This window comes from Micromonospora sp. NBC_00821 (genome assembly GCF_036347035.1).
In the GTDB taxonomy this organism is placed as follows: domain Bacteria; phylum Actinomycetota; class Actinomycetes; order Mycobacteriales; family Micromonosporaceae; genus Micromonospora; species Micromonospora hortensis.
Genome location: NZ_CP108880.1, coordinates 1,116,972 through 1,138,334 on the forward strand (window position 1 = coordinate 1,116,972; position 21,363 = coordinate 1,138,334).

Here is a 21,363-nt window from a genome sequence, read left to right on the forward strand (position 1 = left end):
GAGGGGTGTTTCCGGGGTGATCTCAACCACCGTCGCGGTCCGGCGAGGGGTCGGAGCGGGTTGTTCCGGGGCCGGAGGAGGCGGCCCGGCGACCCCGGACCAGGCTCGCGCTGACCAGTCCGAGCCCTCCGAGCACCGCCCAGATCCCGAGGGCGGATGCCGGCCAGCCGGCCGACCGCCAGTCGAAGTACACGGCGGCCTTGGTCAGGTCGTTGGCGAGCCCGGGGATGTTCCAGCGGTGCATGCCGCGCAGCACCCCGGGCAGGAACTCGGGCGCGTAGATGCCGCCGGAGCCCGGGTTGCCGAGCACCACCAACAGCAGGATGACCAGCGCGGTGCCCGCGACGCCGAGCCAGCCCTGGATGGCGCTGGCGAACATGGCGGCGGCGAAGACGGCCAGCGCGCCGATGGCGGCGATCGTCGGTACGTCGTGGTGCCAGATGTCCAGGACGGGTCCGACGACTACCGCGCCGGCGATGCCGAGCAGCACGCTGTAGACCGCCAGCGCGGCGATACGCAGTCCGGCGCGTCGCGCCGTACGGGGGGTGGTGCCGGCGGATATGCCGAGCACTGTCGAGGCGAGGTAGCCGCCGAGCACGTACCCGACGTTCAGGTAGAAGGGCACCACCCCGCGCGGGTCGGCCGGGGTGACCGGCACCTCGTCGACGATCTGGAGCGGAGTACCGGCGCGGGTGGTGGCGGTGCCGAGGACCTCCCTGATCGCGCTGGTGGCCGAGGGTCCGGAGGCGCTCGCCACACGGTCAGGAGCAGGCCGTCGTCGGGTCCGGTGCTGAGTACGGCGTACACCGCGCGGCTGAGTAGTCCGTGCTCGGCGGCGGCCGGGTCGTCGTACCCGATGGGTTTGAGGATGGTGGTCTGGCCGCGCACGGCGTCGAGCGTCGCCTGGGCGCGTTGGTCGCCGGAGACGACGCCGATCGGCAGGTCGCGCGGTGTGGGTTGGTGTAACGCGCCGACGTAGGCCGCGATGAACGCCGTGGCTAGCACGAGGGTGCCGAGGAGCAGTCCGATGCTGCGCGGCGCCCAGTCGCGAGCTGCGCCGTGCGATTCTTTGTCCACGTTGCTAGCCTATGGTCCGTTTTGTGGAGCACAGTGCGGAACCAGCTCGCCGCCCCGGCGGCCCGGCAGTGACCAGCCGCAGGCCGTGCGGCAGGCGTCGCCGGTGGCGTCAGGGGTTGACGACGGCGAAGGCGCGGACCGGGAAGGTGCCCATGCCGGCCACCATCGGCGGGGCCGCGGTGAACCGGAAACCGCTCGGCGGCAACGCGTCCAGGCCGGTCAGGTGCTCGACGATCGGGATGCCGGCGGCGAGCAGCGCGCTGTGCGCGGGGCGTACGCCGGCGGCCGCCGGGCTCATGTCGTCGATGTTGATCGAGTCGATGCCGACCAGGGCAGCCCCCGCGTCGACCAGCGCGTGGGCGGCGTCCCCGGTCAGGTGCGGCGCTTGCGGCGCGCCGTACCGCTCGGTGCCGAAGTGCGCGTCCCACCCGGTGTGCAGCAACACCGCCCGGCCGGTCACCTCGTACGGGGCCAGCATCAGCCGGTCCACCGCGCGGATGCCGGCCGGCACCCGGACCACCACCCCCGGTAGGTCGGCGAGACGGTCCAGCGACACCTCGGTCAGGTCGTCGCGCCCGGCCCAGCGGTGGGCGGGCGTGTCCAGGTACGTGCCGGTGTTGGCGATCATGTCGATTCGGGCCACGTGGAACTCGGTGCCCTGGGCGTACCGCTCACGGGATGCCGCGAAGGTCAGCCAGTCGGTGATCCTGGGCCCCGGCCAACCCGGCAGGGTGGTCATCCCGTCGCTGATCACGTGGCTCAGCTCGACCAGCCGACGATCCGCGTCGGAGCCGTCGACCGCGACACCCCGGCCGCCCTTGTGCGGCTCCTCGATGACCGTCTTGGCGCTGATCCGTACGTCGGCGACCATCAGCAGCCCGAGGTGCCTGACGAACAACGCCGCCAGGTCGTCGTCGGTGATCTCCCGACCGGGAATGTCCAGCCGGAACCCCTCGGTACGCAGCCCGCCGCCGTTGGCGAAGCTCACCTCCGCGTCGAACTGTGCCCGCCGCTGCTCACCCATCCCGAAACCCGACCACGCCCGCCAGCGACGGTCAAGATTTCCTGGCGGCGACCGGGGCTCGACCCGGCAAGATCGCGCAACATCCAGGAGGTAGGGGCATCGGTGCGCCGCTGAGGCCACTACATCCTGGTTCGAGCACGATCTTGGCGCGGGGCGCGGGGCGCGGGGCGCGGGGCGCGGGGCGCGGGGCGCGGGGCGCGGGCGTGACGCGCGCGGCGCGGACCTGGGCGGAAGGGGGTGGCTGTCGGTCGACGGGGCTAGGCTTGTCGTCGTGCCCCCCCGTCCGGCTGGACGAGGGGCCGCCGTCGTGTGCGTCGACTCCCCGGGAAGGATTCCCTTGCTCACCGGTCTGTTCACCGCCGCCCTGTCCGACCCCGGGCTGACCCGGGCGCGTGACCTGGCGCGCTCCGGTGCCGCCCAGGTCGACGGGCTCGACATCACCGCCCCGGCGGCGCTGCGCCCGTTCGCCGTCGCGGCGGTCGCCGCGGACAACGACGGCGCCGGGCGACCGGTGCTGGCGGTGACCGCCACCACCCGGGAGGCCGACGACCTGGCCGCCGCGCTGGGCGGGTTGCTGCCGGCCGAGCAGGTAGTGGTCTTCCCCTCCTGGGAGACGCTGCCGCACGAGCGGCTGTCCCCGCGCTCCGACACTGTCGGAAGGCGGCTGGCCGTGCTGCGCCGGCTGGCGCACCCGGAGGCGACCGACGCGCACGGCGGCACCGGGCCACTGCGAGTGGTAGTCGCGCCGGTCCGTTCGCTGCTCCAGCCGCAGCTGAAGGGGCTCGGCGATCTGGAGCCGGTGCAGCTCGCCGCCGGCGAGGAGGCCGACCTGGAAGAGGTCGCCCGCCGGTTGACCGACATGGCGTACGCCCGGGTCGACCTGGTCACCAAGCGCGGTGAGTTCGCGGTGCGCGGCGGCATCCTGGACGTCTTCCCGCCCACCGACGAGCACCCGTCCCGGGTCGAGTTCTGGGGCGACGAGGTGGAGGAGATCCGCACCTTCGCCGTCGCCGACCAGCGGACCATCGAGCAGGTTCCGCTGCTCTGGGCGCCGCCCTGCCGCGAGCTGCTGCTCACCCCGGCGGTTCGCGACCGGGCCGCCGCGCTCGCCGAGCAGCACCCCGAGCTGGCCGAGATCCTCGACAAGCTGGCCGAGGGCATCCCGGTGGAGGGGATGGAGTCCCTCGCCCCGGTGCTGGTCGGCCCCGACTCACTGGAGCTGCTGCTGGACGCCATGCCGGCCGGCACCCACGTCCTGCTCTGCGACCCGGAGCGGATCCGCACGCGGGCGCACGACCTGGTGCGTACGTCGGAGGAGTTCTTGCAGGCCAGCTGGGCCGCCGCCGCGGTCGGCGGCCAGGCCCCGGTGGACGTCGGCGCCGCCGCCTTCCGCACCCTCGGCGAGGTACGCGCCGCCGCGGGCAGGCTCGGCCAGCCGTGGTGGACGCTGTCCCCGTTCGGGTTGGTCGAGGGGGAGACCGCCGAGACTCGGCAGCCCTGGGAGGACGCTCCCGAGCAGGCCGCGGTGACCCCGGACGACGCCATCGCGGTCACCCTGGCCGCCCAACCGGCGCCGCTCTATCACGGCGAGACCTCGCGGGTCGTCGAGGACCTCAAGCGCTGGGCCGGCGAGGGTTGGTCGATCGCGTTGGTCTTCGAGGGGCACGGCCCCGCCCAGCGGGCGGTGGAGGTGCTGCGCGACGCCGGCCTGGGTGCCCGGTTGGCCGAGGAGGTGCCGACCGCGCCCGTCCCCGGCGAACTGGTGGTCACCTGCGGTGCGCTGAGCAGCGGGTTCGTCGACGAGGCGTCCCGCTTCGTGCTGCTCACCGGCAATGACGTGACAGGCGGTCGGGGCACCTCGACGCGGGACATGCGCAAGATGCCGAGCCGTCGGCGCAACACCATCGACCCGCTGGAGTTGAAGACCGGCGACCACGTGGTGCACGAGCAGCACGGCATCGGCCGCTACGTCGAGCTGGTGCAGCGCACCGTCAACGGCGCCAGCCGGGAATACCTGGTCATCGAGTACGCGGCCAGCAAGCGGGGCCAACCCGGCGACCGGTTGTTCGTCCCGACCGACCAGCTCGACCAGCTCTCCCGCTACGTGGGCGGCGAGCAGCCGACCCTGCACAAGATGGGCGGCTCGGACTGGCAGAAGTCAAAGGCCCGGGCCCGCAAGGCGGTCCGGGAGATCGCCGCGCAGCTCATCCAGCTCTACGCCGCCCGCAAGGCGTCCAAGGGGCACTCGTTCGGCCCGGACACGCCGTGGCAGCGCGAGCTGGAGGACGCCTTCCCCTGGCAGGAGACGCCGGACCAGCTCGCCGCGATCGACGAGGTCAAGCGGGACATGGAGCAGACCGTCCCGATGGACCGGCTGATCTGCGGTGATGTCGGCTACGGCAAGACCGAGATCGCGGTCCGGGCGGCGTTCAAGGCGGTGCAGGACGGTAAGCAGGTGGCGGTGCTGGTGCCGACCACCCTGCTGGTTCAGCAGCACTACAACACGTTCGCCGAGCGGATGAGCCAGTTCCCGGTCCAGATCCGGCAGCTGTCCCGGTTCCAGACGCCGAAGGAGACCGAGCGGACGCTGGAGATGGTCGCCGACGGCACCGTCGACATCGTCATCGGTACGCACCGGCTGTTGCAGACGGCGACCCGCTTCAAGCAGCTTGGTCTGGTGATCGTCGACGAGGAGCAGCGCTTCGGTGTCGAGCACAAGGAGCACCTGAAGACGCTGCGCGCGTCGGTCGACGTGCTCAGCATGTCGGCCACTCCGATCCCGCGCACCCTGGAGATGGCGATCACCGGCATCCGGGAGATGTCCACCATCGCCACCCCGCCGGAGGAGCGGCACCCGGTGCTCACCTTCGTCGGCGCGCAGGACGACCGGCAGGTGGCCGCTTCCATCCACCGTGAGCTGCTCCGCGACGGGCAGGTCTTCTACCTGCACAACCGGGTCGAGTCGATCGACCGGGCGGCACGGCGACTGCGGGAGCTGGTGCCCGAGGCGCGGGTCGCGGTGGCGCACGGCCAGATGGGCGAGGACGCCCTGGAGAAGGTCATGGTCGGCTTCTGGGAGAAGGAGTTCGACGTCCTGGTCTGCACCACGATCGTCGAGTCGGGCATCGACATCCCGAACGCCAACACGCTGATCGTGGAGCGGGCCGACCTGCTGGGCCTGGCCCAGCTGCACCAGATCCGGGGCCGGGTCGGCCGGGGCCGGGAGCGGGCGTACGCCTACTTCCTCTACCCGCCGGAGAAGCCGCTCACCGAGCACGCCCACGAGCGGTTGGCGACCATCGCCCAGCACACCGAGTTGGGCGCCGGCATGTACGTGGCGATGAAGGACCTGGAGATCCGGGGCGCCGGCAACCTGCTCGGTGGCGAGCAGTCCGGGCACATCGAGGGCGTCGGCTTCGACCTGTACGTGCGGATGGTCGGCGAGGCGGTCTCCGCGTTCAAGGGTGAGCGGCCGGAGGAGGAGACCGATGTCAAGATCGATCTGCCGGTCGACGCGCACCTGCCACACGACTACGTGAGCGTGGAGCGGCTGCGACTGGAGATGTACCGCAAGCTCGCCGAGGTGCGCGACGAGGAGCGGCTGGGCGAGGTGATCGCCGAGATGACCGACCGGTACGGCGAGCCGCCGGCCCCGGTGCAGAACCTGGTGGAGGTGGCCAGGTTCCGTCTGCTGGCCCGCCGCTACGGCCTGTCCGACGTGTCCATGCAGGGCAAGCACGTACGGTTCGGCCCGCTGCCGTTGCCGGACTCCAAGCAGATGCGGCTCAAGCGCTACCACCCGGATGCCGTCTACAAGCAGGCCACCGACCAGGTCAGCGTGCCCCGACCGACCACCCGTCGGATCGGTGGCGAGCCGCTGCGTGACCAGGCGCTGCTCCAGTGGTGCGCGCAACTGCTCTCCGATGTGCTCGGTGCCCCCGCCCCGCTCGCCGTCGCCGCGAACGCCTGAGCCGGCTGTGTGCTCTGGACCAGGGACGGTCGCGTCGACGCCGTCCCTGGTCGTGGGATGAGCGAAGGTGGGGGGTGTCACAACCCCGGGTGACGGCGTGAGAGAGTGGCGGCTATGCGTGCTCGCCGTCTTGCCGCCGTCGCCACTGTGGCGCTCGGCCTCGTCGCCCTCTCCGGTTGCCGTGCTGAGCCTGGTATCGCCGCTTACATCGGTGACCAGCGCATCACCGACGTTCAGGTCACCGCCGCGATGAAGGACCTGCGGACGAAGAACCCGGCGCCGGAATCCTCCGCCAGTGGGCAGCCCGGGGCGCCGCAACCGACCCTGCCCAAGGTGGCCGACGTGGTTCGGGCCATGGTGCTGACCAAGGTGTGCGAGAAGCTCTCCGCCGAGAAGAACTACCAGCCGCGCGGCCAGGTGACTGTCGAGCAGGCCGCCCAGCAGCTCAGCCTCGACCCGGAGACGGGGCACGTGCGGGAGGTGGCGAAGTTCTTCACCTGCCTGTCCGGGTTGCCGGCCGAGCCGATCGAGCCGACCAAGGAGGAGCTCGCCGACGTGATCGCCGCCGGGCGTGCGGCCGGCAAGATCCCCGCCGACGTGACCGACGAGGCCGCCGCCCAGCAGCTCGACGGCGAGCAGCTACGCGGCGCGCTGGCGACCAAGCGGATCCTGGCCGAGGCGGTCGGTCGTTACGACGTCACCGTCAGCCCTCGGTACCGTCCGCTCGATTTCCCGCTGCTCAGCTTCAGCGATGACGCACCCGCGGTGAGCGTGCCGTTGGGTGAGCCGGGCTCCGACGCGGTCACCGACATCTCCACCCCGGAGGGGCCGACCGGGACGCCGGAGGCCGAGGGCACGGCCAGCTGAGCATGACGGCACGGATCGTCCTCCTGGTCACCTCACCTCGGTTGCCCGCCGGCCTGTTGACGGCCGCGGCCTGGGACGTCGTACGCCAGCACCCGGTGTTGACCGGCGCGGACAGCGAGTTGACCACTGCCGTGCGCCAGGCGGGCGCCGAGGTCACTGTGGTGGACGGCCCGGCGACGCAGCCGTTGCTGGACGCGGTGGCGACGCACGGCACAGTGGTGTGGCTGGCCGGCCCGGCGGGTGACGAGGCGCTGGCCCGGGAGTTGGGTCTGCGGCTGGCCCGGCAGCCGGGGTTGGCCGAGATGGAGCTGATGTACGGCTCGTGGGATCCGCCGGGTGCCCGACTGCTCGACGCGGTGGCCGTGCTGGATCGGCTGGCCTCTCCGGGTGGCGACCCGTGGAAGCGGGCGCAGACGCACCGCAGCCTCGCCGGTTACCTGCTGGAGGAGAGCTACGAGGCGTACGACGCCATCAGCGCCGACGACACCGACGCGCTGCGCGAGGAGTTGGGCGACGTGTTGTTGCAGGTGGTGCTGCACGCGCGGCTCGCCGAGGAGTTGCCCGAGGATGAGCGGTGGACCATCGACGACGTGGCCGGTGGTCTGGTCGACAAGATGATCCGGCGTAATCCGCACGTCTTCGCCGGTGCCGAGGCGGGCACCCTGGAGGAGATCACCGAGAACTGGGAGCGGATCAAGCGCGCGGAGAAGGCACGGCACTCGGCGTTGGACGGTGTGGCAATGAGTCAGCCCGCGCTGGCCCTGGCAACGCAGATCCTGGACCGCGCCGCCCGCAGAGGCATCGACGTCCCGCTCCCACCGACCGACACCCAGGCGGATGCCGAGGCAAGACTGGGCGTCGACCTGCTGGCCAGGGTCGCTGCGGCCCGCGAGGCGGGCATAGACCCCGAAGCAGCCCTCCGCCGCACCACCCTCGCCCACGCCGAAGCCATCCGCAAGGCCGAACCCCCACCCCCACCCACCAGCCCGCGGTGATCATGAAGTTATTGCTCCGACACGCCGAGGTGGATGGCAATAACTTCATGATCGACGGGGTGGGTGAAACCGGGGGCGGAGCGCACAGCGGTCGGTAGGGTGGTGCGGTGGAAGCGTTTGGGGTGCTGGCTGAGCGGGTTGTCGAGGCTTTACTGGAGTCGCGGCCGGGGGTTGCCACCGCCGCCGGTGACCACCGCTTCGACGACAGGCTGCCGGACCTGTCCGCCGACGGGTTGACCGCCGATCGGGCGATGCTCTCCGACGCTGCCAACGCACTGTCCGAACTGGACCCGGACTCGCTCGACGTCGACGAGCAGGTGGACCACGCGCTGCTCAGCGCATTCGTGGACCGGGAGCTGTTCGAGTTGACCGAGATCCGCTCGCACGAGTGGGATCCGCTGCGGCACAACCCCGGCCCGCTGCTGCACCCGCTGCTGGCCCGCCCGTACGCCCCCGTGGACGTGCGGCTGACCCAACTCGCCGGCCGGCTCGCCGCCGTACCGGACGCCCTCGCCACCGCCCGCGCGACGCTGCGGGACATGCCGCGCGTCCACGCGGAGACGGCGGTCGGGCAGTTCACCGGCACGGCCGCGCTGATCCGCGACGAGCTTCCGGCGTTGCTCGCCCAGGCCCCGAGCCACCTCGACCGGGTCGAGCCGGCGGCTACCGCCGCGATCGCCGCGCTGGACGAGTTCGTGGCCTGGCTGCGCGCCGGCCTGGCCGCCGACGCCGGCCCCGGCCGTGACCCGCGACTGGGCCGGCGCCGCTGGGAGGCCCGGCTCTGGCACACCCTCGACACCGAGTTGGGCGCCGCCGAAATCCAGCGTCGCGCCTGGGCCAACCTGGACCGGGTCACCGCGGAGATCCGCGAGGCCGCCGTCGAGCTGGTCGGTGGTCCGGCCGACGACGCGACGGTACGTCGGGCGTTGGACCTGCTCGCCGCCGAGCACCCGAACGACGCGACGATCGTCGAGCTGGCCGGGGTGACACTGGACGAGGCGACCGACTTCGTCCGCGCACACGACCTGGTCACACTGGTGGACGACCGGTGCGTGATCCAGGAGATGCCGGAGTTCGCCAGGGGGGTCGCTGTGGCGTACTGCGACGCCCCCGGCCCGCTGGAGACCGCCGCCCTGCCGACCTTCTACTGCATCGCGCCCACCCCGTCGGACTGGCCGGCGCAGCGGGTTGACTCCTTCTACCGCGAATACAACGCTCATATGATCCGCAACCTGACGGTGCACGAGGCGATGCCGGGGCACTTCCTTCAGCTCGCCCACGCCCGCCGCTACGTCGGTGGGACGCGGGTCCGCGCGTTGGCCGAGTCCGGCCCGTTCATCGAGGGCTGGGCGGTCTACGCGGAGGAGGTGATGACGGGGCTCGGCTTCGGCGGTCTGCCGGTGCGGCTGCAGCAGCTCAAGATGCAACTGCGGATGACCATCAACGCGCTGCTCGACCAGTTGGTGCACGCCGAGGACCTGCCCGAGGCCGAGGCGATGGCGTTGATGACCGGGCGCGGCTTCCAGGAGGAGGGCGAGGCGGCCGGCAAGTGGCGGCGCGCGCAACTGACCTCCACCCAGCTCTCCACCTACTTCGTCGGGTACAGCGAGGTGGCCGAGATCGCCGCCGCCCGTCCGGCCGGGGTGTCGGTCCGCGACTGGCACGACGCGATGCTCGCCCACGACTGCCCGCCCCCGCGCCACCTCCGCACCCTGCTCGGTCTCTGAGCAGAAACGCCGGGCCGCGCGGGTCTCAGCGCCGCGCGGCGGTCACCGTCGCGTCGATGAGCCAGCGCGAGATGGAGTACGCGGGCGGCAGTTGCGCCGGCAGCGCGTCCAGGCCGAACCACTGAGCCCTGGTCAGCTCCCGCCCGTCGACCACCGGTTCGGCCTCGGAGTCGGCGGCACGGGCGGTGAAGCCGGCGAGCAGCACGCCCGGGCCGGAGATCGCCCAGGGTTGGCTGCCGAAGTAGGCCAGCCGGTCGACGGGCAGCCCGACCTCCTCACCGACCTCCCGGTGTACCGCCGCCTCAAGCGTCTCGCCGGCCTCGACAAAGCCGGCCACCAGCGCCCACAGCCCGGTCGGACCGGTGGCGTGCTGGACCAGCAGCAGCTCGTCGACGTGCCCGGGCGGACCGGGCCGGGTGATCGCCACCAGTACGGCGGCGGAGAGCTGCATCGGCACGTACAGCGCGCAGTCGGGGCACTGTCGGGCGGTCTCGCCGGGTCGGTCGGTCAGCTCCGCTCGGCAGGCGCCGCACCACCGGTGGGTACGCCGCCAGGTCAGCACCGCCAGCGCCCGGCTGGCGAGCGTGGCGTGCGGCTCCGGCACCTCGGCGGCGAGGGACGCCCAGCCGCGCGCCCGGCCGGGAAGGTCGTTGGCGGTGGTGGTCAGGTCGGCGCCCCAGGCGGGCACTCCGTCGAGCGTGCCCAGCGGCACCCAGTCGGTGTCGACGGGCAGATCGGCGACGCGGAGGGGATGGCCGTCGACGCCGGTCAGCAGCTTCGCGCCGGTCACCGGCAGGGCCAGGTCGCTGGGGCCGGGAGGCCGGCTCCGGTCGGCTCCCGGCAGGAACCCGCCGGGCGGCGCGACGGTTGGGGGCTCGACCGGTGGGTCGGTCACGAGCCGCCGGGGCGGCGGTCGACGACGGCGGCGCCGGCGGGCGGTTCGAACGCGCCCTCGTCGACGGTCGCGGAGTAGTTGCTCAGCGCCAACTCCATCGGCTTGCCGTCGACCGGCCCGGTGAAGCTGCCGAGCACGCCCTCGGTGGTCACGCAGGCGGTGAAGTCGCCGGACGACGAGCTCTCCACCACGACGCAGGCGGCGTGGCGCCCGGCGACTGTGGTGTCACTCTGCTTGATCACCGCCTGTGGGTCGAGCGCTGCGGCGGTGAGCAGCCCGACCACTACTGGCGGCGTGACGAGGCCCTGCTGGTTGGCCTCGCCGAACAGCGTCACCGTGGGCTTGCTGCCCGGGGTGGGCGGGGTGATCAGCGTGCACTGCGGGCGCGCGGCGGTCGTCGTGCACCGGGTGATGGCCTCCGGGGTGACGGTGAGTTGCCCGCCCGGGTAGGTGTACGTGGATCGCGCCGGGTCCTGCGCCTGCACGATCGCGGCGCGTTGGCCGCCGGGCAACTGGTAGTCGGCCGAGTAGGTCAACTCCAGTGCCCGATCGAGCCGGGCGGCGAGGTCGTTGACGAGTTCCGAGCGGCCCATGGCGACTCCGGCGTCCTCGAATGTCTGACAGCCGGTGACCGTGAGCGACGCGATGACCGACACGGCGAGCATGCGGAGGGTGGTCGAGGCGGCGGGCATGGCGACCAGCCTGGTGGATCTGGTCCGCGCAGCGCAAACCCGTTGCCGGTTGACGCCCGGAAATCCGGGAATGTCCGTCAACGCGGGGTGACCCGGGTGCGCGGGCGACGCCGTGCCCGTTCGCGTCGCCCGATACGCTGCGTTCAACACCTGCCTCAGCCGCACCGTCGCGGCCCACCCACGGACCGGATCACAACAACGAGGAGCGACTTAGTGGCAACCATCGAGGGAATCGTCGCCCGGGAGATTCTCGACTCGCGGGGCAACCCGACGGTCGAGGTCGAGGTCGGTCTGGACGACGGCACGGTAGCCCGCGCCGCCGTGCCCTCCGGCGCCTCCACCGGCGCCTTCGAGGCGATCGAGCTGCGCGACGGTGACGCCGACCGCTACCAGGGCAAGGGCGTGGAGAAGGCGGTCTCCAACGTCGAAGACAAGATCGTCGACCAGATCATCGGGTACGAGGCCAGCGAGCAGCGGCTGATCGACCAGAAGATGCTCGACATCGACGGCACGGAGAGCAAGTCGGAGCTGGGCGCGAACGCCATCCTCGGGGTCTCCCTGGCGGTGGCGAAGGCCGCTGCCGGCAGCGCCGAGCTGAGCCTCTTCCGCTACCTGGGCGGCCCGAACGCGCACCTCCTGCCCGTGCCGATGATGAACATCCTCAACGGTGGCGCGCACGCCGACTCGAACGTCGACATCCAGGAGTTCATGATCGCGCCGATCGGCGCGCCCACCTTCCGTGAGGCGCTGCGCTCGGGCGCGGAGGTCTACCACGCGCTGAAGTCGGTGCTGAAGAAGAAGGGCCTCTCCACCGGGCTCGGCGACGAGGGTGGCTTCGCGCCGAACCTGCCGACGAACGCGGCGGCTCTGGACCTGATCGCCGAGGCTGTCGAGAAGGCCGGTTACCGGCTCGGCACCGACATCGTGTTCGCGCTCGACGTGGCGGCCACCGAGTTCTTCGACAACGGCACCTACACGTTCGAGGGTGCCGCGAAGTCCGCCGAGGACATGAGCACCTACTACACGAAGCTGGCCGACGAGTACCCGATCGTGTCGATCGAGGACCCGCTGGCCGAGGACGACTGGAGCGGCTGGCAGACGCTGACCGCCTCGATCGGCGACCGGGTGCAGATCGTCGGTGACGACCTGTTCGTGACCAACCCGCAGCGCATCGCCCGCGGCATCGCGGAGAAGTCGGCGAACGCGGTTCTCGTCAAGGTCAACCAGATCGGCTCGCTGACCGAGACCCTGGACGCGGTGGACCTGGCCCACCGGGCCGGCTTCAAGTGCATGATGAGCCACCGCTCCGGCGAGACCGAGGACACCACCATCGCCGACCTGGCGGTGGCCACCGGCTGCGGCCAGATCAAGACCGGTGCCCCGGCCCGCTCGGACCGTGTCGCCAAGTACAACCAGCTGCTCCGGATCGAGGAGGAGCTGGCCGACGCGGCGCGCTACGCCGGCGCTGGCGCGTTCCCGCGCTACCGTTCGGCCTGAGACGCACGAAGCCTCGGGGGAGGGGTGTGACGATGCAGCAGCGCCGCACACCGGGTGGTCAGCGTCCCGCCCGCCGGCCGGGTCAGTCCGGTCGGCCGGGCGGTGGGCGCGCCACGCGGGGATCGGTCCGCGAGGCGGGCGTACGCGCCGAGCCGCGCGCCGCCGGTCGCGCACCGGGTGCTGCCCGGGGCGCGGAAGGCGTGCGCTCCGCGAATCGTCCCGCCGCAGCTCGGCGTACCGCTGCCGCTGGTGTCGTGAAGCGGCTCGCCGCACCCCACCCCCGTCGCTTCACCGGCCGGGCCACAGTGCTGTTCGCGGTGCTGATCGCGCTCGCTCTGGCCTACACCTATCCAGTCCGGGTCTACCTGGATCAGCAGGCCGACATCGAGCGGATGGAGGCGGCCCAGGCGGTGCAGGAGCGGGAGATCGCCAAGCTCGCCGCCAAGGCCGCGAACTGGAAAGACGACGAGTACATCAAGACGCAGGCTCGGGAGCGGTTCTTCATGGGCGAGCCGGGCGAGAAGATGATGGTGGTGCTGCACGACCCGGAGGGCGCCGCCCGGGACGCCGGGAAGTCGGCCGCTTCGGCCCCGCCAGCCGGACCGTCGACCTGGTACGACACGCTCTGGTCGAGCGTGCGGGCTGCGGACAGCCAGCAGCCGGGCCAGTGATCCACCGACCAGCACACCAGGAGAGATGGGCACCGTGACTGTCGTACCACCGTCGGAGCCGGCGGCGGATTCCGTTCCCCTGCCGCAGCGCGAGCCGGCCACCGAGGCCGACCTGGCCGCGGTGGCCGCGCAGCTCGGCCGGACGCCTCGGGGCACCCGGGCGGTGGCCCACCGGTGCCCGTGTGGCCTTCCCGACGTGGTGGAGACGACTCCCCGCCTCGCCGACGGCACCCCGTTCCCGACGCTCTACTACCTGACCTGCCCCCGGGCCACGGCGGCGTGCAGCCGGCTGGAGTCGGCGGGGCTGATGAAGGAGATGGCGGACCGGCTGACGACGGATCCGGAGTTGGCCGCCCATTACCGTGCCGCGCACGAGGACTACCTCACCCGCCGGGAGGCGATCGGTGAGGTGCCCGAGATCGCCGGCATCTCGGCCGGCGGGATGCCGGGTCGGGTGAAGTGCCTGCACGTGCACCTGGGTCACGCGCTGGGCGCCGGCCCCGGGGTGAACCCGTTCGGCGACGAGACGTTGGGCCTGGTCGAGCCCTGGTGGTCGGCGGGGCCGTGCGTGGACGTGCCGGCGGCCGAATGAGCAGGCAGGCCGGGTCCGAGGCACCCGAGAGTCAGATCCTCGTGCGGCGGGCCCGCACCGGGGACGTGCGGGGCATCCGACGACTCGTCGACACCTACACCAACGACCGGCGGCTGCTGAGCAAGGCGACAGTCACCCTCTTCGAGCAGGTGCAGGAGTTCCGGGTCGCGGTCCGGGCCGAGGACGACGTCGTGGTGGGCTGCGGCGCGCTGCACGTCATGTGGGAGGACCTGGCCGAGATCCGTACGGTGGCGGTGGACCCGTCCTGCCGGGGCCGGCGCATCGGTCACCGGCTGGTCGGTGAGCTGATCGACGCGGCCCGGGAGTTGGGGGTGGCACGGATCTTCGTGCTCACCTTCGAGACGCGGTTCTTCGACGCGTTCGGTTTCCGCGAGATCGACGGCGCTCCGGTGCCGCAGCCGGTCTACGAGCAACTGCTGCGCTCGTACGACGAGGGTGTCGCGGAGTTCCTGGACCTGGAGCGGGTCAAGCCGAACACGCTGGGCAACACCCGGATGCTGCTGCGCCTGTAGGTCAGGCCTTGCGGGGGTGGGCGGCGAAGAACTCCCACATCAGGTCGGTGGCGGACAGCCCCGCGGAGGATGCGGCGAGTTGGCCCGTTGTCGCTCCCGGCCAACTGTGGCCCATGTCGGCGATCGTGTAGACGCTGACCTCGCTGCCGTCCGCGCAGCCCGCCACCGTGTGCGTCACCCCCGGCACCCCGGACGCCTTCGGGCTCGGCCGACAACTGAGCCGCTGCTGCCAGGTCCGCATGCCGGCCTGGAAGGTCGAGGCGTAGCGGTCCTGGCCGCCGATGAAGGTGATCACGGAGACGGGGCTCTTCGGCACGTAACTGTCGGCGGTGGTCAAGTTTCCGCTGTAACCACCGCTGACCACTCCGATAGCGGCGTACTTGCCGGTGCTCTCCACCGCGGCCCGGAAGCTCATGTCGCCGCCGTTCGAGATGCCGGTGAGGAACACCTGGTTCGGGTCGGCGTGCCAGGTCTGCACCAGATGGTCGGTGAGGGCGTTGAGGAAGCCGACGTCGTCCTCGCTGCCGCAACAGATCAGCGCGTTGAAGCCGCCGCCCTGCCCGTTGGGGTAGGCGACCAGCACGTTGTCCTTGTCGGCCTTGGCGTCGAGGCCCGCCAACTCCCGCATCGAGGATCCGAGGCCGGGATAGAAGTGCAGCGCGATGACCAGCGCGGAGGGCCTGCCCGGGTCGTACCCCGGTGGCGCGTGCAGCAGGTAGGTGCGGTCGAGTCCGTTGTGGTGCAGGGTGAGCTGGTGGTCGCCGGCCGCCGGTCGTTCGCTCGACGCGGACGGTGAGGCTGGTGGGGCCGACGAGGGTTGCCCCCGCTCATCACAAGCTGCCGCGACGACCATGAGGCAGAGCCCCGTTAACACCGCCACCGTTCGCCGCACGCCGGCCACCCCCCGTCGACCCCGCTGTCCACACTGGAGATCATTCAGCCGCGGAGCAACCCTTTCGGTCCTGGGCGAAGGCAGGCAGGCTGGTGCCATGCTTCGCCTCCAGCTCGGGTCGGCCGACCTGTGCCGGGTGCGGTTCGCCGATCGGCTGCATCCGGTCGGGATCGCGCTGCTGGCTGGTCAGTGGCTGCGCGATCCCACTGTCGCGGCGATGGCGCCGACCCTGGCCGAGCGGGTGGCGGCGGCCGAGGGCACGGCTGCCGCCCAGGCCGCCACCGCGGTCCTGCGGCATCTGCTGCCCGACCGGGGACGTCTGCCGGATTTCGTCACTCCCTTCGACGGCCTGGAGTCGGTGGAGGCCGGGCTTGAGGCGATCCGGGCCACCCCGGCGCGGCGGGTCCGCGCCGAGGTCACCCTGGCGTACTCAGACACGTCGGTCAGCCCGCTGCGGCGGCGGTTCGCGGCGGCCGATCCGGAGGTGCTCGACCTGTTCGGCGGGGCCGTGCGGACCTGGTTCGACGCGGTGCTCGAACCGCACTGGGCCGAGCTGGTGTCCGCGTACCGTCAGCAGGTGGCGTCTGCCAGCCAGCGGCTGGCGCAGCATGGCCTGGCCAGCCTCTTCGCCGGTCTGCACCCGAGCATCCGGTGGCGGGAGCCGGTGCTGGAGGTACGGACGTGGTGGGACGGCGACCTTCCCGGCACCGGCCACGGGATCATCCTGCTGCCCTCCCCGTTGGCCGGGCCGCGGCCCCGGGTGCTCGTCGAGCAGGGTTACCCGATCCTGCTCGTCTACCCGGTGGTCATGCCGGTGCGCGGGGCTCCCGCCGACGACGGTGCCCTCGGTCGGCTGCTCGGCGTCACCCGGGCGCTGGTGCTGCGCCGACTGGCGACCGACGGGGGGTTGACCACCACAGTGTTGTCCCGGGCGGTCGGGATCAGTCTCTCCTCGGCCTCGGAACATGCCCGCGCGCTGCGGACCGCCGGTCTGGTGACCAGTGAGCGGGAGGGCGGGGCCGTGCGACATCACCTGACCTCGCTCGGTGTGGCGTTGTTGCGGGGCCCGTCGGGCGACCTGGGCGAGTCGTGGCCCACTGCCAACCAAGCCGCCGGGTGGCCGCCCGTGCTGCCGTAAGGTTGCTGCCGTGACGACGCGTGTGGCGGCCATCGACTGCGGGACCAACTCGATCCGACTGCTGGTCGCCGACCTGCCCGACGCCTCGGCCGGGCCGCAGGCGCCGCTGGTCGACCTGACCCGGCGGATGGAGATCGTCCGGTTGGGGCAGGGCGTGGATCGCACCGGCCGACTGGCGCCGGAGGCGATCGAGCGGACCAGGGTGGCGTTGGCGTCGTACGCCGCCGACATCGAGAAGCTGGGCGCGCGGCGGGTGCGGATGTGTGCCACCTCGGCCTCCCGCGATGCGGCGAACGCCGCCGACTTCACCGAGATGGTGCGGGCCACCCTCGGTGTCGCGCCCGAGGTGGTCAGCGGCGACGAGGAGGCCCGGCTGTCGTTCACCGGCGCGGTGCGCGGGCTGCCCGCCGACGCGAAGGAGCCGTTCCTGGTCGTCGACATCGGTGGTGGCTCCACCGAGTTCGTGGTCGGTGACCGGGCCGCCGGGGTGCGGTCGGCGATCTCGGTGGACATCGGCTGCGTCCGGATGACCGAGCGGCACCTGCCCGGTGACCCGCCGACGCCCGAGCAGGTCGCGGCGGCGCAGGCCGACATCGCCGCTGTGGTGGACCGGGCGCTCGCCGTGGTTCCCGGTCGCGAGGCGGCCACCCTGGTCGGCCTCGCCGGGTCGGTCACCACAGTGGTCGCGCTCGCCCAGGGCCTGCGGGAGTACGACCCGGAGCGCATCCACCACGCCCGGGTGTCGTACGAGGAGGTCGCCCGGGTGACAGCGGAGCTGCTGGGTCAGACCCGTGCGCAGCGGTTGGCGAACCCGGTGATGCACCCGGGCCGCGCCGACGTGATCGGCGCGGGCGCCCTGGTGCTTCGCGTGATCATGGAGCGGGCCGGGATGCCGTCGGTGGTCGCCTCGGAGCACGACATCCTCGACGGCATCGCCTGGAGCGTCCAGTAAGCCACCGCGCGCCAGCGATCTTGATCAACGCGCCTTCATCGGCGTCGCGGTGTGCGGGCAGCGTGGATGCCCCGACTTCCTGAAAGCCGAGTCGATCACCATCACGCGCGCCGCGCGCCGGGCGTGTCGCGGCCGTTTCGTTGACGCTACTTCGCATTACACACTAGTGTGTAATGCGTGGACACCACACAGTTGTTGAAGGGCGTGCTTGATCTGGCCGTCCTGGCCGTGCTCCGAGAGGAGGACGGTTACGGTTACGACATTCTGCGCCGGCTGCGCGAGGCCGGCCTGGAGGAGGTCGGTGACGCCTCTGTCTACGGGACGCTGCGCCGCCTCTTCGCCGCCGGCCTGCTCACCACCTACGTCGTGCCGAGCGAATCCGGGCCGCACCGCAAGTACTACTCACTCAACGTCGCGGGGCGCGACCAGCTGACCCGCTCCGGCAAGCTCTGGCGCTCGTTCGCCACCACAATGGACAGTCTGCTCGACGATCGGGGGATGGCGGCATGACCGTCGCGGAGCAGGAGATCACCGACTATGTGGCGCGGGTCCGGGCCGCTCTGGCCGACCTGCCCCCCGGGCAACGCGACGAGTTGACCGAGGATCTCGCCGACCACCTCACCGAGGTAGCCGCCGAGGCCGAGGGCACCCTGGTCGAGCGGTTGGGCGAGCCCGAGACGTACGCCGCCGAGCTGCGCGCCGCAGCCGGCGCCGCGCCGGGCAGCGGGCGCAACCTCGACCAGCGGGTGGCGAGCGCGATGGCCCGGGTCCGCGGCCGGCTGCGCACCATGGACACCCGTCTCGGCCCACCCCTGGGGTACGAGACGGCCAGCGACTTCCTCCGGCTGCTGCGCCCGGCCTGGTGGGTGCTGCGCGGCTATCTGGCGGCGATGCTGGTCACGGTGATCAGCACCGGTGGCGACTTCGGGCTGCTGCCCCGGTTCGGCGGCGAGCTACTCGCCGGCCTGATCATGCTGATCGGCTTCGTGCTCGCCTCCATCTGGATCGGTCGCCGTTCGGCCCAGCTGACCCGTTGGCCGCGCTCGGCCGTTCAGGTCGCCAGCGCGGTGCTGGTGGTCTTCGCGCTCGCCGGGCTGGTCGACGCGGAGAACGCGCGCGACAACGACTACTACTACGACCAGACTTCGGTTGACAGCCAGTACGGCCACATCCGGGACGTCTTCGTCTACGACGGCGAGGGTCGGCTGGTGGAGAACGCCCGGCTCTTCGATCAGAACGGCAATCCGATCCGGCTCGGCTACCACCCGGACTGCCCGAGCCCGCTCGACGTTTATGGCCAGCCGTTGCTGCGGCCGTACCCGTACTGCCCCGAGCAGGCTCCCTTCGGGCCTCGCGGTCCGGGTGCGCCTCTCCTTCCGGCGTCGTCGCCCACAGCCACGCCGGACCCGAGCAGCACACTCGACCCGACCGCAACGCCGACCCCGACGGCCACCGGCCAGCCCACGGCAAGCCCGACCGCGACGCCGAGCGGCACACCAACCCCCACCCCGACGAGCTGACCGAGGTGTGAACTGGATCATGCGGGTGAAACTGGGAATTAGCTGAACGGACGAGGCGAGCGGGACGACACCGGAAATCAATGATCGTTACGGTGTCGTCTGCTCATCAACCCCTCGGAAGGAACCCCCGTGCCAGAGCAGGTCGCACCGCCCCCCGCGCCCGACGCCGCAACCCCTGAGCCGGCCGTCGAGTCGCCGGCGGCCGAGCCGCAGCCTGCCACGCAGCCGCAGCCGGCCACCGAGCCGCAGCCGGCCACCGAGCCGCAGCCGGCCACTGAGCCGCAGCCGGCCACCGAGCCGAAGGCGGAGAAGTCCGGTGCGAAGAAGGCCATCGGCATCGTCGGTGCGATCCTCGTCGTCGTCGTCATCGCCGGCCTGAAGTTCGGCGTCGCCTCGGCGATCGGCAACTACTTCAACAAGGACGAAACCGCAGCCGCCAAGACCGGCGACTGCATCGCCGAACTGCCCGAGGTCACCGGCACCGAGCAGGAGGAGGTCGACGGCGCCAAGGTCGTCGAGTGCACCTCCACCGACGCGGCGTACAGCGTGGTCGGTCGAGTGGACGGCCAGAGCGAGGCGCAGGCCAAGGCCGACACCACCTGCACCCAGTTCTTCAAGGAAGGCCAGGAGGGGTACATCTACTCCAGCATCAAGCCAGGCAAGACGGGCTACGTGCTCTGCCTGACCAAGAAGGTCTGACCACAGCGGTTAGCTCGACAAAGACGGCGGCGGGAGCAGACCCCGCCGCCGTCGGCGTACCCGGAGTCACCGGGGGGCGAACAGGAGGTGAATGCCACTGTTCCGGCGTCTTCCCGACGGCCGCGTGGCGTGGCAGGCTACCGGCACGTAGGACCACTGGGCGACCAGCCAACGATGACTGACCGCTAGGAGGACGGCCCATGGGCGAAATGGTGAGCTACCGCAGCAACGGGGGCACGAGCGAGGGGTATCTCGCGATACCCGCCAGCGGCACGGCCAGCCCCGCCGTCATCGTCATTCAGGAATGGTGGGGCCTGGTCCCGCACATCCGGTCGGTGGCGGACCGGTTCGCCGAGGCCGGTTTCGTCGCCCTCGCCCCGGACTTCTACCACGGTGAGACGACCAGCGAGCCGGACGAGGCGCAGCGGCTCCTGCTGGCGATGCGGATGGACGAGGCGGCGAAGGACATCGCCGGCGCCGCCGACTATCTCGCCGGGCGGCCCGAGGTCACCGGTAAGGTCGGTGCCGTGGGCTTCTGCGCCGGTGGCAGCCTGGCCCTCTGGTCGGCCACCATCTCCGAGCGGATCGTCGCGACCGCTGGCTTCTATCCCGTGCTGCCCTGGGAGTCGATGCGCCCCGACTGGGCCGACTACGCCGGCAAGGCAGCGGTCATCCACTGCTCCGAAGAGGACGGCACCTCGGCCACCGACGGCGTACAGACCGCCCGGCGGGGCATCGAGGAGGCCGGCGGCGACTGCCACCTCTACGACTACCCGGGCACCTCGCACGCCTTCTTCAACGACGACCGGCCGGAGGCGTTCGACCAGCGCGCCGCCTCCAGCGCCTGGGCCCGCACCCTGGAACTCTTCCGGGCCAAGCTTGGCTGAGACGCGTACCCCCGCACAGGTGGTCGCCCGCGCAGCGCGGGCGACCGACCTGGCCGACCTCGACGCTGCGGTGAGCGACTGTTTCGCCTGCCCGCGGCTGGTCCAATGGCGGGAGGAGGTCGCCCGCACCCGTCGGGCGGCCTTCCGCGACCAGGACTACTGGGGTCGACCGGTGCCGGGCCTCGGCACCGGTGACGCCCGCATCGCCATCCTCGGGCTGGCGCCCGCCGCGCACGGTGGCAACCGCACCGGCCGGATCTTCACCGGTGACCGGTCGGGTGACGTGCTGTTCGCGGCGCTGCACCGGGCCGGGCTTGCCAACCAGCCGACCAGCGTCGCCGCCGACGACGGGCTCACGGTGCGCGACCTGCGAATCTTCTCGGCCGTCCGGTGTGCGCCTCCGGACAACAAGCCGACCCCGGTGGAACGGGACACCTGCGCACCCTGGCTGCACCGCGAGGTCACGTTGATCCGGCCCACGCTGCGGGTCGTGGTCGCGCTGGGCGCGTTCGCCTGGGCCGCGTGGTGGCCGGTGCTCCAGGCGGTGTACGGGCAGCGCCCGCCCAGCCCGCGACCGGCGTTCGGTCATGGGGCACACTGGTCCGGCACGAACGCCCCGGACTTGCTCGGCTGCTACCACGTCAGTCAGCAGAACACCTTCACCGGGCGGTTGACACCAGGGATGTTGGACGACGTCTTCGGCCAGGCTAAGCAGCTGGCCGGAGTGGACTGAGA

General features: G+C 71.8%; 20 protein-coding genes. 15 read left to right on the forward strand and 5 right to left on the reverse strand.

Annotated elements, in window-relative coordinates; translation table 11 throughout:
* Positions 1-22 precede the first annotated feature (22 nt).
* Entirely contained in the window at positions 23-757 is a 735-nt protein-coding gene (locus OHB44_RS05315; protein WP_330439755.1) for a hypothetical protein, read from the reverse strand.
* Between the two features lie 429 nt (positions 758-1,186).
* The gene (locus tag OHB44_RS05320) at positions 1,187-2,101 is read right to left on the reverse strand and encodes a cyclase family protein (protein WP_330439756.1); all 915 of its coding nucleotides are present in this window, start codon (positions 2,099-2,101) and stop codon (positions 1,187-1,189) included.
* A gap of 337 nt (positions 2,102-2,438) precedes the next feature.
* Here OHB44_RS05320 and mfd point away from each other — a divergent pair, with 337 nt between their 5' ends.
* The 4 genes from mfd to OHB44_RS05340 all read left to right on the forward strand — a co-directional run bounded on the left by mfd (position 2,439) and on the right by OHB44_RS05340 (position 9,660).
* Positions 2,439-6,071, forward strand: coding sequence for a transcription-repair coupling factor (gene mfd, locus OHB44_RS05325; protein WP_330439757.1), 3,633 nt, complete (start codon positions 2,439-2,441; stop codon positions 6,069-6,071).
* A 114-nt stretch (positions 6,072-6,185) separates the two neighbouring features.
* Positions 6,186-6,938, forward strand: coding sequence for a hypothetical protein (locus OHB44_RS05330; protein WP_330439758.1), 753 nt, complete (start codon positions 6,186-6,188; stop codon positions 6,936-6,938).
* A 2-nt stretch (positions 6,939-6,940) separates the two neighbouring features.
* Complete coding sequence (locus OHB44_RS05335; RefSeq protein ID WP_330439759.1) at positions 6,941-7,933, forward strand: nucleoside triphosphate pyrophosphohydrolase; 993 nt, start codon at positions 6,941-6,943, stop codon at positions 7,931-7,933.
* A gap of 107 nt (positions 7,934-8,040) precedes the next feature.
* A complete protein-coding gene (locus tag OHB44_RS05340; protein WP_330439760.1) occupies positions 8,041-9,660 on the forward strand; it encodes a DUF885 domain-containing protein in 1,620 nt (539 codons plus the stop codon).
* 25 nt (positions 9,661-9,685) lie between these two features.
* Here OHB44_RS05340 and nudC read toward each other — a convergent pair whose 3' ends face one another.
* Both nudC and OHB44_RS05350 read right to left on the reverse strand, forming a co-directional pair.
* Entirely contained in the window at positions 9,686-10,555 is an 870-nt protein-coding gene (nudC, locus tag OHB44_RS05345) for an NAD(+) diphosphatase (RefSeq protein ID WP_330439761.1), read from the reverse strand.
* A complete protein-coding gene (locus OHB44_RS05350) occupies positions 10,552-11,247 on the reverse strand; it encodes a hypothetical protein (protein WP_238683157.1) in 696 nt (231 codons plus the stop codon). The genes nudC and OHB44_RS05350 overlap by 4 nt, the downstream gene beginning before the upstream one ends.
* Positions 11,248-11,460: 213 nt before the next feature.
* Here OHB44_RS05350 and eno point away from each other — a divergent pair, with 213 nt between their 5' ends.
* From eno to OHB44_RS05370, 4 genes are read left to right on the forward strand one after another with little or no spacing between them, the layout of a single operon-like run.
* The gene (gene eno, locus OHB44_RS05355; RefSeq protein ID WP_238683158.1) at positions 11,461-12,744 is read left to right on the forward strand and encodes a phosphopyruvate hydratase; all 1,284 of its coding nucleotides are present in this window, start codon (positions 11,461-11,463) and stop codon (positions 12,742-12,744) included.
* Positions 12,745-12,776: 32 nt separating this feature from the next.
* The gene (locus OHB44_RS05360; RefSeq protein ID WP_238683159.1) at positions 12,777-13,415 is read left to right on the forward strand and encodes an FtsB family cell division protein; all 639 of its coding nucleotides are present in this window, start codon (positions 12,777-12,779) and stop codon (positions 13,413-13,415) included.
* A gap of 34 nt (positions 13,416-13,449) precedes the next feature.
* Positions 13,450-14,007 carry a DUF501 domain-containing protein gene (locus tag OHB44_RS05365; RefSeq protein ID WP_091397196.1) on the forward strand — a complete coding sequence of 186 codons (558 nt, stop codon included), beginning with the start codon at positions 13,450-13,452 and terminating at the stop codon, positions 14,005-14,007.
* The gene (locus tag OHB44_RS05370; protein ID WP_238683160.1) at positions 14,004-14,540 is read left to right on the forward strand and encodes an amino-acid N-acetyltransferase; all 537 of its coding nucleotides are present in this window, start codon (positions 14,004-14,006) and stop codon (positions 14,538-14,540) included. Before OHB44_RS05365 ends, OHB44_RS05370 begins: the two co-directional genes overlap by 4 nt.
* A 1-nt stretch (position 14,541) precedes the next feature.
* Here the strand turns inward: OHB44_RS05370 and OHB44_RS05375 are convergent, their stop codons facing one another.
* A complete protein-coding gene (locus OHB44_RS05375; RefSeq protein ID WP_330439762.1) occupies positions 14,542-15,432 on the reverse strand; it encodes an alpha/beta hydrolase family esterase in 891 nt (296 codons plus the stop codon).
* A 97-nt stretch (positions 15,433-15,529) separates the two neighbouring features.
* Between OHB44_RS05375 and OHB44_RS05380 the strand changes: the two genes are divergently transcribed.
* The 7 genes from OHB44_RS05380 (at position 15,530) to OHB44_RS05410 (ending at position 21,361) form a co-directional block, all read left to right on the forward strand.
* The gene (locus OHB44_RS05380; protein ID WP_330439763.1) at positions 15,530-16,570 is read left to right on the forward strand and encodes an ArsR/SmtB family transcription factor; all 1,041 of its coding nucleotides are present in this window, start codon (positions 15,530-15,532) and stop codon (positions 16,568-16,570) included.
* Between the two features lie 22 nt (positions 16,571-16,592).
* Positions 16,593-17,522, forward strand: a complete 930-nt coding sequence (locus OHB44_RS05385) for a Ppx/GppA phosphatase family protein (protein WP_238683198.1) — start codon at positions 16,593-16,595, stop codon at positions 17,520-17,522.
* Positions 17,523-17,699: 177 nt separating this feature from the next.
* Positions 17,700-18,032 (forward strand): PadR family transcriptional regulator, encoded by a 333-nt coding sequence (locus OHB44_RS05390; RefSeq protein WP_238683163.1) that lies wholly within the window; start codon positions 17,700-17,702, stop codon positions 18,030-18,032.
* Positions 18,029-19,042 carry an HAAS signaling domain-containing protein gene (locus OHB44_RS05395; protein ID WP_238683164.1) on the forward strand — a complete coding sequence of 338 codons (1,014 nt, stop codon included), beginning with the start codon at positions 18,029-18,031 and terminating at the stop codon, positions 19,040-19,042. Before OHB44_RS05390 ends, OHB44_RS05395 begins: the two co-directional genes overlap by 4 nt.
* A 129-nt stretch (positions 19,043-19,171) precedes the next feature.
* On the forward strand, positions 19,172-19,741 hold the full coding sequence (locus tag OHB44_RS05400) for an LppU/SCO3897 family protein (protein ID WP_330439764.1): 570 nt from the start codon (positions 19,172-19,174) through the stop codon (positions 19,739-19,741).
* A gap of 200 nt (positions 19,742-19,941) precedes the next feature.
* Complete coding sequence (locus OHB44_RS05405; RefSeq protein ID WP_238683166.1) at positions 19,942-20,628, forward strand: dienelactone hydrolase family protein; 687 nt, start codon at positions 19,942-19,944, stop codon at positions 20,626-20,628.
* A 19-nt stretch (positions 20,629-20,647) separates the two neighbouring features.
* The gene (locus OHB44_RS05410) at positions 20,648-21,361 is read left to right on the forward strand and encodes a uracil-DNA glycosylase (RefSeq protein WP_323181873.1); all 714 of its coding nucleotides are present in this window, start codon (positions 20,648-20,650) and stop codon (positions 21,359-21,361) included.
* The last annotated feature ends 2 nt before the right edge of the window (positions 21,362-21,363 follow it).

Excerpts from the sequence above, each read along its gene's own strand:
- OHB44_RS05320 (WP_330439756.1), bottom strand. The coding sequence starts at position 2,101 with ATGGGTGAGCAGCGGCGGGCACAGTTCGACGCGGAGGTGAGCTTCGCC.
- OHB44_RS05330 (WP_330439758.1), top strand. The coding sequence starts at position 6,186 with ATGCGTGCTCGCCGTCTTGCCGCCGTCGCCACTGTGGCGCTCGGCCTC.
- OHB44_RS05335 (WP_330439759.1), top strand. The coding sequence starts at position 6,941 with ATGACGGCACGGATCGTCCTCCTGGTCACCTCACCTCGGTTGCCCGCC.
- OHB44_RS05350 (WP_238683157.1), bottom strand. The coding sequence starts at position 11,247 with ATGCCCGCCGCCTCGACCACCCTCCGCATGCTCGCCGTGTCGGTCATC.
- OHB44_RS05360 (WP_238683159.1), top strand. The coding sequence starts at position 12,777 with ATGCAGCAGCGCCGCACACCGGGTGGTCAGCGTCCCGCCCGCCGGCCG.
- OHB44_RS05370 (WP_238683160.1), top strand. The coding sequence starts at position 14,004 with ATGAGCAGGCAGGCCGGGTCCGAGGCACCCGAGAGTCAGATCCTCGTG.
- OHB44_RS05380 (WP_330439763.1), top strand. The coding sequence starts at position 15,530 with ATGCTTCGCCTCCAGCTCGGGTCGGCCGACCTGTGCCGGGTGCGGTTC.
- OHB44_RS05395 (WP_238683164.1), top strand. The coding sequence starts at position 18,029 with ATGACCGTCGCGGAGCAGGAGATCACCGACTATGTGGCGCGGGTCCGG.
- OHB44_RS05405 (WP_238683166.1), top strand. The coding sequence starts at position 19,942 with ATGGGCGAAATGGTGAGCTACCGCAGCAACGGGGGCACGAGCGAGGGG.